Source organism: Reyranella soli, from assembly GCF_007992495.1.
Taxonomy (GTDB): domain Bacteria; phylum Pseudomonadota; class Alphaproteobacteria; order Reyranellales; family Reyranellaceae; genus Reyranella; species Reyranella soli.
In genome coordinates, this window is the sequence record NZ_BKAJ01000026.1 from 1 (window position 1) to 6066 (window position 6066).

Below are 6066 nucleotides of genomic sequence, written 5' to 3' on the forward strand. Positions count from 1 at the left end.
CATGACAGTTTGTACACGCGCTTGGCCGTGCCGCTGAACAACGCCGTCTTCTCAGCTGCCGACGCGCCGGCAGCCATCAGCTTGAAGGCGTTCCACAGCGTGGCGTAGCCGTTCGAGATCTTGTCGACCGGGAAATTGCTTTCGAACATACTCCGGTCGGCGCCGAAGGCGTCGATGCAGGTCTTGATCCACGGCCCCCAGGCGTCGGCAATGTCCTGCGAGGAGGGCGGGGCAGGACGCTGCATGTGCTCGACGAACGGGCCGATGTCCATGCCGAGCCCGCCCAGCTTCACCACGACATTGGGGCACTTCGCCAGCTCGGTCATGTCCGCCTTCCAGGCGGCGAACACCGCATCCGTCTTGCCGGCATAGGGGCCGATGCCCAGCGGCCCGCCGCAGTGGTTCAGGATCATGGTGGTGCCCGGCACGGCCTTGGCCAGCGCCGTCACTTCCTTGACCTGCGGATGGTACTGCCAGGCCTCATAGGTCAGGCCGAGCTTGCCGAGTTCGGCCACGCCGGCGCGATAGTCGGCCTGGGCGTAGAGACCTTGTGGCGGGTTGGTGTGGGCGTTGCGCACGTCGGGGCTGGGATCCCAGCCGCCGGAATGGCGGATGCCGCGAAAGCGGCCGTTGCCCGCAACGACATGCGCTTCGAGCACTTCACGGGCGCGCGCGCCCAGCGTCATGTCGACATAGGAGATGATGCCCGCGCAGGCTCGTGTCGGCCCGTAGAGGCCGCTGGCGCTCATGGCGGCGACACCGTTGACGAACTCGGTCTCGCCGACCGGCTTCATCTCCTTCGGCCCGTCGGCGCGGTACATCGAGCGGCAGTCGATATAGACCGTATGGGTGATGTTGTGGCCGGTGGCGGTATCGGCCAGCAGCTCTTCCAGCAGGTAGCGATGATTGGCGTGGTCCCACAGGTGATGGTGCGGATCGACGATCGGCAGGTCGGGCTCGAGGATCGGCTCCTTCGGCCGCTTGGCCAGCCAGTCATCGTTGGGCACATAGGCGCGGCGCTGCCGCTCGACGGTGGGGGCGTTCGCCATGTTTCCTCCTGCGTTGGCTGGGAAGAATACATCAATGGCGTATCCACGTATTTTGGATGATGAAACTGGAGGCGTTTAGGGCAGACCACCAGCAATGCTTATGTGACGTGCTTCACACAAGGCCGAAAGGTCGGGTGATAGCCTCACGCGGGGATGAGACCTCCGGACCTCTTTGCCCGCCATCCACTCTTCAGCGCCCTGGCTGAGGACCAAGCGCGCGAACTCCTGAGGCGGGCACCCGTCAAGCGCTTCCAGGCCGGCGAGATCGTGTTTCGCCGGGGCGATCCCGGCGACGGCCTGTACGGCGTTCTGACAGGCAGCATCCTGATCGTCGCGGAATCTGCCAAGGGCAGTGACCTCATCATCAACAAGCATGGCAGTGGCGAGGTTTTCGGCGAATTGGCCATGCTCGACGGCAAGGGCCGCAGCGCGGCTGCTGTGGCGCATGAGACATCGGAGCTGATCCATGTCCGTCGCGACAAGTTTCTGCCCGTCCTCCGGCAGCAGCCGGATGCAATGATCCATATCATCTCTTTCATCTCCAACCGCTTGCGGCGGATCACGGACGTATTCGAGGACGCCGCCTTGCTGGACGTTCCGACGCGCCTCGCCAAGCAGATCGTGATGCTGAGCGAGGCAACCGGTGCGCCGGACTCGCCGGTCACGCTGCGCATCACCCAGAACGACCTCGCGCGCATGCTCGGCGTGTCGCGCGAGTTCGTCGGCAAGCAGCTCGTCGCCTGGCGTGCGGCGGGCATCGTCGAACTGGGGCGTCAGCGATTGACGGTCCGCGACATCCGTGCGTTGCGAAAAAGAATCTTCGATGTGTGAAGTACTTCGCAGAACGTCGCCATCGGTCCTGCAATCGTCACTGCGTTCAACCCGCAGAGGAGATTGCGATGCGCGTCATCACCTTGGCTTCCGTCGTGGCCTCGATCGCGCTGGCGGGAGTCGTCCTCGTCGATGGGTCGGCGCCAGCACAGGCACAGGCCGGTTGTGGACCCGTTTCCTATTCGAATGCTGATCAGAAGTACGTTGGCATTCCCTGCACCGCGCCGGCGCCCAAGGCCGAGGCCGGCCAGGCCGCGCCGTGTGGGCCGGTGGCTTATTCGGTCGCCGATCAGAGGTATGTTGGCGTGCCCTGCACCGCGCCGACACCCAAGGCCGAAGCCGGCAAGGCCGCACCGTGCGGGCCGGTCGCTTATTCGGTCGCCGAGCAGAAGTACGTCGGCGTGCCCTGCCCGCACTGAAACTTCGGGTCAGAGCCGCGGTTGGTGGAACTTGTAGGGCGGGTAGTCCTTGTTGATGTCCGAGACGACCTCGACCACCGCCGGCGAATCCGCGGCCAGTGCCTCGCGCAGGGCGCCGCGGAAGGCGTCGGCGGTCTCAACGCGCCAGGCCGGCACGCCGAACGAGCGGGCATAGGCCTGAAAGTCGGGATTGTGCAGCACCGCGCCAGAGTGGCGGCCTTCATAGAGCCGCTCCTGGTCGCGCTTCACGTTGCCGTAGGAGGCGTTGTTCACCAACACCGTCACCAGATTGATGCCGAACTGCTTGGCGGTGGAGAGGTCGGAGCCGCCGAACAGGAAGCCGCCGTCGCCGGTCACGGACACGACCGGCCGATCGGGGTTCGCCACCTTGACGCCCAGCGCCGTCGGGAAGCCGTAGCCCAGCGTGCCGGAGAAGCCCGAGCTCACCAGCCGACGCGGCTGATGCACCGGATAGCCGTACCAGAGAATGTAGCCGAGCTGCGTCACCTCATCGACGACGATGCCGTCGTCGGGCAGGGTCTCGCGGATCGCCCTCATATAGGAGTATTGCGGGTCAGCCTTGGCGATCGCGGCGTGGGCCGCTTCCTTGGCCGCGGCAATGGCAGCGCGCCAGTCCTTGCCGTCCTTGCGTGACACGGCGGCCGTCAGCGCGCGCGCCCCGTCGGCCGCATCGGCGACGATCGCCACGTTGACGGCAAGCCGGCGGTGCTCTGCAGGATCGAGATCGATGCGTGCCGTCTTGAGCCCGGCCGGCGCCGGCGCCCAGCGCGCGATCGGCGTGTCGAGGCGCGTGCCGATGCCGATCAGAAGGTCGGTCTTGTCCCACAGTTCGAAGCCGCCGACCGTGTTCAGCGACAACGGATGGCGCGAATCGACCACGCCCTTGCCCATGCGGAACGATACGACCGGCGCGCCGATCTTCTCGGCCAGCGCCAGGATTTCCGGGCCGGCGTCGACGGCGCCGCCGCCGATCCAGATCATCGGCGCCTTCGCGGCATCCACGAGCTTGGCCAGGGCGGCGATCTTGTCGGCGTCGGGCTCCGGGTTCTTGCGCTTGCCCAGCGGGTCGATGGGCGTCACGTCCGCCGTCGCCGAAAACATGTCCCACGGCATCTCGACAGCGACCGGTCCGGGCCGCCCCGAGGTCATCGCCTGGAAGGCGCGCGCCATGACCTGCGGCGCGTCGGTGGGATGCTCTATGCGCTCGGCGAACTTCAACAGCGTCTTCAGCGTGGCGAGCTGGTCCGGCATCTCGTGGAGCTGGCCGCGGCCGCGGCCGATCATGGCGCTCGGCACCTGGCCGGTGATGCACATCACCGGGGCATTGACGCCCCAAGCGGTGGTGAGCGCGCCCATGGTGTTCATGACACCCGGGCCCGGCACCACCGTGAACGCCGACGGCTTGCCGGACGACTGCGCGTAGCCCAGCGCCATGTACGCCGTGGTCTGCTCGTGCCGCGCGTTGATCACTTTCAGCCGGTTGGCGTTGCGCGCAAAGGCGTCGAACAGGCCATACATCTGCACGCCGGGCAGGCCAAAGATGGTGTCGATGCCGTGCCGCAGCAGGGAATCGACGATGGCGTCGCCGCCGGTCATGCGTGGCATTGGAATTACTCCTCTACGCGGTCTTGCTGCGGATGAAGTTGCCGATCTCGATGCAGCCATCGCGGCCCTCCGACAGCACGGGGGCGAACAACGGGAAGACGTGCAACATGTTGGGCCAGATCGTCAGCCGCGCATCGACACCGGCGGCATGCATCTTCTCGGCGATGCGGATGGCATCGTCGAGCAGCGTCTCGGCGCTGCCGACCTGGATCAGAACCGGCGGCAGGTCTTTCATGTCGGCATGCAAGGGCGCCGCAAGCGGCGTCTTGGGATCCTTGCCATTGAGGTACATCTTGGCCATCCACAACAGGCCGTCCTTCTGGACCATGGGATCCTGCGCGGCGCGCGTCGTGATGCTGTTGCCCAGCCCCTCGAGGTCGACCCAGGGCGAGAGCGCGGCGGCGCAGGCCGGCAGGCCGAGCTTCTTGTCGCGTAGGTTGACCAGCGTGGCGATGGTGAGTCCGCCGCCCGCTGAATCGCCCGCGATCGCCAAACGGTTGGTGGCGAACCCCTGCTGCAGCAGCCAGCGCCAGGCCGAGGTTGCATCGTCGACGGCGGCCGGGAAGGGATGCTCCGGTGCCAGTCGATAATCGATCAGCAGGACCTTGGCGGCCGATGTCGCGGAGATGTCGTAGGCGAGCCGGCGATGCGTGTTGAGCGAGCCGATGGCATAGCCGCCGCCATGCAGGTAGAGGATCGCCCGTCCAGTGTCGCAGCCCGGCGCCGAGACCCATTCGGCCGGCACACCGCCGGCATCGACCTTCTCGCACTTGGCGTCCGGCGCCCCGCCCAGGAAGACGGCGGTCTTCTCGAACCGCGTTCGTGCCTGGGCAACGTCATAGTCGGGCGGCGCCGCGCGCGAGCGCAGCAGGGTGACGAGGCTGTCGAGCTGGGTGGCGGTCATGTGATGGCGTTCCTCGTGCTTGTTGCCGCCAGCTTTCGGCAACCGGACCGCCACTTCAAGCCGACATGCGGCTCATTCTGGCGAGCTGTCCGCGGCGTGGAACTGGCCCGCCCGACAAGTCCGGGGCGTCGCAAAGCTCACGGCTGATCCATTTCCGGAACGCGGTGACTTCAGGTCGAGTGCGGGATTGGCCCTCAGTCACCAGCCAATACCCTGTCGCACAAAGCCTTGGCGGACCGAGCACCGCGACGAGCTGGCCGGCGGCGAGTTCGGCTTCGACCAATGGCAGGCGCCCCATGGCGATGCCCAGTCCCGCCGCCGCCGCCTCCAGCGCCATCTGGATGGTGTCGAAACGCGGTCCGCGCACCGGTGGCGGAAGCTCGACATCAGCGAGCTTGCTCCAGGCGGCCCAGTCCTCGCGGGCATCGACGACGTGGAGCAGGACCTTGCCGCCGAGGTCGTCGGCCGACTTGATCTGGGCGGCGAGCCGAGGGGCGCAGACCGGGACCAGCGTCTCGCGTACGAGACAGCACGCATCAAGCCCCGGCCAGTCGCCGCGGCCCATGCGGATTGCGACGTCGACTCCATCGCGTGGAAACTCGACCAGGCGATGGCTGGTGTCGACCGAAACCTCGATGTCGGGGTAGCGGTCGCTGAACCGCACGAGCCGAGGCAGCAGCCAGCGGACGCCGAAGGTCGGCGAGACGCTGACGGCAAGCCTGCCGGTGGGTTTGCGTCCCGGCACCGCGTTGGTGGCGCCGACGATCATCTCCAGGGCCGAGCGCACCTGCGGCAAGTAGGCGGCGCCGGCCGCTGTCAGCGTGAGCGCGCGATTGCCGCGCAGGAAGAGGTCGACGCCAAGCCACGCTTCCAGCGTCAAGACGCCGTGGCTGATAGCGCTTGGTGTCAGGTTGAGCTCATCTGCAGCGGCCTTGAAGCTCAAATGGCGGCCGGCAGCCTCGAAGAGGCGTAACGAATTGAGCGGCGGGAGCCGATACGCCATGTCATCGACAATCGAAGAGGCTAGCCGCGACGACAAGAGAGTAAGCCGAATGGCTGGATGAGCGATTCTCGGGCTGGCGATGACGGCCCCTAGCACCGACTATCACCGAACAGTGAGCCACGACTGTCACCCGAACGGAGTGAGGGACCTTCGAGGCCGTAGGAAAGGTCCCTCGCTTCGCTTGGGATGACAGCGTCGCCGTATCAGGCATCTGTGATTCCGGGTACTAGAGCA

Annotated in this window: 6 protein-coding genes; 2 read left to right on the forward strand and 4 right to left on the reverse strand. The window is 66.5% G+C overall.

The window, feature by feature from the left end:
• Positions 1–1049 (reverse strand): amidohydrolase family protein (locus RSO01_RS06915; protein ID WP_147147548.1); only part of this gene is annotated, 1049 nt, incomplete at its 3' end.
• Positions 1050–1202: 153 nt separating this feature from the next.
• On the opposite strand from RSO01_RS06915, the gene RSO01_RS06920 reads away from it, so the two are divergent.
• Together RSO01_RS06920 and RSO01_RS06925 are read left to right on the forward strand one after the other, a co-directional pair.
• Positions 1203–1880 (forward strand): Crp/Fnr family transcriptional regulator, encoded by a 678-nt coding sequence (locus RSO01_RS06920; RefSeq protein WP_147147550.1) that lies wholly within the window; start codon positions 1203–1205, stop codon positions 1878–1880.
• Positions 1881–1948: 68 nt separating this feature from the next.
• Entirely contained in the window at positions 1949–2299 is a 351-nt protein-coding gene (locus tag RSO01_RS06925; protein ID WP_147147552.1) for a hypothetical protein, read from the forward strand.
• Between the two features lie 9 nt (positions 2300–2308).
• On the opposite strand, the gene RSO01_RS06930 is transcribed toward RSO01_RS06925, so the two are convergent.
• Genes RSO01_RS06930 through gcvA form a run of 3 tightly spaced genes read right to left on the reverse strand, consistent with a single transcriptional unit; the run spans position 2309 to position 5832 of the window.
• Positions 2309–3925 (reverse strand): thiamine pyrophosphate-dependent enzyme, encoded by a 1617-nt coding sequence (locus tag RSO01_RS06930; RefSeq protein WP_147147554.1) that lies wholly within the window; start codon positions 3923–3925, stop codon positions 2309–2311.
• A gap of 13 nt (positions 3926–3938) precedes the next feature.
• A complete protein-coding gene (locus tag RSO01_RS06935) occupies positions 3939–4871 on the reverse strand; it encodes an alpha/beta hydrolase (protein ID WP_147147556.1) in 933 nt (310 codons plus the stop codon).
• Between the two features lie 13 nt (positions 4872–4884).
• The gene (gcvA, locus tag RSO01_RS06940; protein ID WP_147147557.1) at positions 4885–5832 is read right to left on the reverse strand and encodes a transcriptional regulator GcvA; all 948 of its coding nucleotides are present in this window, start codon (positions 5830–5832) and stop codon (positions 4885–4887) included.
• Positions 5833–6066: the final 234 nt, after the last annotated feature.

Bases quoted from the DNA above. Each gene is read 5' to 3' on its own strand.
- RSO01_RS06920 (WP_147147550.1), top strand. From the start codon at position 1,203: ATGAGACCTCCGGACCTCTTTGCCCGCCATCCACTCTTCAGCGCCCTG.
- RSO01_RS06925 (WP_147147552.1), top strand. From the start codon at position 1,949: ATGCGCGTCATCACCTTGGCTTCCGTCGTGGCCTCGATCGCGCTGGCG.
- RSO01_RS06930 (WP_147147554.1), bottom strand. From the start codon at position 3,925: ATGCCACGCATGACCGGCGGCGACGCCATCGTCGATTCCCTGCTGCGG.
- gcvA (WP_147147557.1), bottom strand. From the start codon at position 5,832: ATGGCGTATCGGCTCCCGCCGCTCAATTCGTTACGCCTCTTCGAGGCT.